Genomic DNA, 2,871 nt, shown 5'->3' on the forward strand with positions numbered 1-2,871 from the left:
GCTGGAGGGGCCGACGATCGAGCAGGCACGGGACGCGCTGGACCGGCTGGAGGGGCTCGCCAACGAGGCGGAGGCGATCGCCGCCGGCGAGGTCAGCGACACCGAACCCGTTTCGCTCGCGTCCGCCGCCACGGACGCGGCCGACCGCGTTCGCGCGCCCGAGGCCTCGATCCGCATCGACGCCGAGGAGACGATACAGGCCGACCCGGAGCTGTTGACGCTGTTACTCGAGAACCTCGTTCGCAACGCGGTGGAGCACGGCGGCGACGACGTGACCGTGCGCGTGACCGACACCGACGCCGGCTTCGCGGTCGCCGACGACGGCCCGGGGTTCGGCGACGGGAACCCGTTCGCGTGGGGCTACTCCGGCGACGGCGGGCAGGGCGCCGGGCTGGGGATCGTCCGGCGGATCGCCGAGGCTCACGACTGGGAGATCGTCGCCGAGAACGACGGCGGCGCGCGGATCGAGATCCGGAGTTAGTCGTCGGCCGTGGCGGCCTGACAGCTCTCCATCCACTCGTTGGCCCAGGACTCGATCTCGTCGAAGACGGGCGCCAGCGACTCGCCCTTTCCGGTGAGCGAGTAGTACGTCGCGACGGGGGCGTCCTCCTCCAGTCGCCGTTCGACGAACCCGGACTCCTGCAGGTCGTCGAGCACGCGCGAGAGCGTGCGGGCGTTGGCCTCCGTCGAGCGCTTGAGCTCGTTGAACCGCTTCTCCCCCTCGGTCAGGTCGTGGAGTACCACGAGCCGCCACTGGGAGCCGATCTGTTCGACGGCGTCGACGACGGGGCAGACCTCCGTCGCCTGCCCCTCGGTCACCTGCTCGTCCGCGGTCACGCCGGCGTCCTCGATATCGGTAGACATCTGTTACCCGGTTCGGTCCGGATACCTATAACCGCTTCCCCTCCACCGGCAGCGCCGCTCCGGAGCGGTACTGTGCCATGGGGAGACACAACACGAAAAGGCATATATCGGCCGCGGCGCCTACCCCGCCCCATGAGCGCAGACCGGGCCCCCCTGCAGCGGGCCCTGGAGCGCGGCGAGGAGGAGGGCGGTCCCGTCGAATTCAAGACGCGGCTCACCCGCGACACCCACCTCGCGGACGGTCGGATGGAGTCGTTGGCCGCCCAACTCCGCCACCGCGTGCTCTCTGGCGACGGTGAGGCGACGTACGTCGTCGGCGTCGACGACGACGGCGCGATCGCGGGCATCTCCCCCGACGCCTTCTCGGAGTCGATGGACGTGCTCTCCCTGTTGGCCGACGAGGCCGACGCTCACATCGAGGACGTGGAGACGTGGGGGATCGACGGCGGCGATGGGACCGAGGGACTCGTCGGCGTCGCGACGGTCCGCGAGGGCGCGATGCTCGAACGCGAGGACGACGAGCACGTCGTCGTCGGTACTGCGGGCCACGTCGACCACGGGAAGACGACGCTCGTGGGCACGCTCGTCACCGGCGAGCGCGACGACGGACAGGGGAACACCCGCTCGTTCCTCGACGTGCAGCCACACGAGGTCGAGCGCGGCCTCTCGGCGGACCTCTCCTACGCGGTGTACGGGTTCGACGGGGAGGGTGACACGGTCCGGATGGACAACCCCCACCGCAAGAGCGACCGGGCACGGGTCGTGCAGGAGGCCGACCGCCTCGTCAGCTTCGTCGACACCGTGGGTCACGAGCCGTGGCTCCGCACGACGATCCGGGGGCTGGTGGGCCAGAAACTCGACTACGGGCTGCTCGCGGTCGCGGCCGACGACGGCCCGACGAAGACCACCCGCGAACACCTCGGCATCCTGCTCGCGACCGAACTGCCGACGATGGTCGCGATCACCAAGACCGACGCCGTCAGCGACGAGCGCGTCGAAGACGTGGAGGACGAGGTGGAGGCGATGCTCCGGGAAGTGGGCGAGACCCCACTACCCGTCGACCGCCACGGCATCGACGCCGCGATCGAGGAGATCGGCACCGTGGTTCCGATCCTCCGGACCAGCGCGGTCGCCGGCGACGGCCTCGACGATCTGGACACGCTGTTCGAGGCGCTGCCCAAGCGCGACTCCGACGCCGACGCGCCGTTCCGGATGTACGTCGACCGCTCCTACAGCGTCACCGGCGTCGGCGCCGTCGCCTCGGGGACGATCAACGCCGGCACCGTCGAGGCCGGCGACGAACTCCTGCTCGGGCCGATGGCCGACGGGAGCTTCCGGGAGGTGGAGGTCCGCTCGATCGAGATGCACTACCACCGCGTCGATCAGGCCCGCGCGGGCCGGATCGTCGGGATCGCGCTCAAGGGCGTCGAGGAGGCGGAGATCGAACGCGGGATGGCGCTGCTCCCCCGCGACGCCGACCCCGACCCCGTGCGGGAGTTCGAGGCCGAGGTCGTCGTGTTGAACCACCCGACCAAGATCGGCGAGGGGTACGAGCCGGTCGTCCACCTCGAGACCGTGAGCGAGGCCGGAATCTTCACGCCGGAGGGCGGTCGGCTGCTCCCGGGTGACAACGGCCGGACGACGGTCCGGTTCAAGTTCCGCCCCTACCTCGTTGAGGAGGGTCAGCGCTTCGTGTTCCGCGAGGGCCAGAGCAAGGGCGTGGGCACGGTCAGATCGATCGACACGTAGCCCGAACCCTTTTCGCGCCGGACAGCCTCGTTTGAAGGGATATGGAGTCGACCGGGAAGCGACGGCTGGCGCTGTTCGGCGCCGGCGCCCTGCTCGCTACGGCCGTCACGGCGGTCGTCCAGAGCCTGCTCGTCGGCGAGGGCGTCGCCGCCGCGGAGCCGTACGCCGTCGCGGTCGGCCTCGGCGTCGCGATGCCGGTGCTGCTCTCGGGCGCGTACCCGCTGACGAACGTCGACGACCGGCGGACGCGGGCGACGC

At 70.7% G+C, this 2,871-nt stretch carries 4 protein-coding genes; 3 read left to right on the top strand and 1 reads right to left on the bottom strand.

Annotation, left to right across the window (positions count from 1 at the left end; genetic code table 11):
• On the top strand, positions 1–481 hold a 481-nt coding region (locus tag ACFR9S_RS14925; RefSeq protein WP_379818965.1), incomplete at its 5' end, for an ATP-binding protein.
• Here ACFR9S_RS14925 and ACFR9S_RS14930 read toward each other — a convergent pair.
• The gene (locus tag ACFR9S_RS14930) at positions 478–864 is read right to left on the bottom strand and encodes a winged helix-turn-helix transcriptional regulator (RefSeq protein WP_379732383.1); all 387 of its coding nucleotides are present in this window, start codon (positions 862–864) and stop codon (positions 478–480) included. The genes ACFR9S_RS14925 and ACFR9S_RS14930 overlap by 4 nt on opposite strands.
• A 132-nt stretch (positions 865–996) precedes the next feature.
• Here ACFR9S_RS14930 and ACFR9S_RS14935 point away from each other — a divergent pair, with 132 nt between their 5' ends.
• Both ACFR9S_RS14935 and ACFR9S_RS14940 read left to right on the top strand, forming a co-directional pair.
• Positions 997–2,613 (top strand): GTPBP1 family GTP-binding protein, encoded by a 1,617-nt coding sequence (locus ACFR9S_RS14935; RefSeq protein WP_379818966.1) that lies wholly within the window; start codon positions 997–999, stop codon positions 2,611–2,613.
• A 41-nt stretch (positions 2,614–2,654) separates the two neighbouring features.
• On the top strand, positions 2,655–2,871 hold a 217-nt coding region (locus ACFR9S_RS14940), incomplete at its 3' end, for a hypothetical protein (protein WP_379818967.1).

It is taken from the genome of Halolamina salina (assembly GCF_042678005.1).
Lineage (GTDB): Archaea > Halobacteriota > Halobacteria > Halobacteriales > Haloferacaceae > Halolamina > Halolamina salina.

Excerpts from the sequence above, each read along its gene's own strand:
- ACFR9S_RS14935 (WP_379818966.1), top strand. The coding sequence starts at position 997 with ATGAGCGCAGACCGGGCCCCCCTGCAGCGGGCCCTGGAGCGCGGCGAG.
- ACFR9S_RS14930 (WP_379732383.1), bottom strand. The coding sequence starts at position 864 with ATGTCTACCGATATCGAGGACGCCGGCGTGACCGCGGACGAGCAGGTG.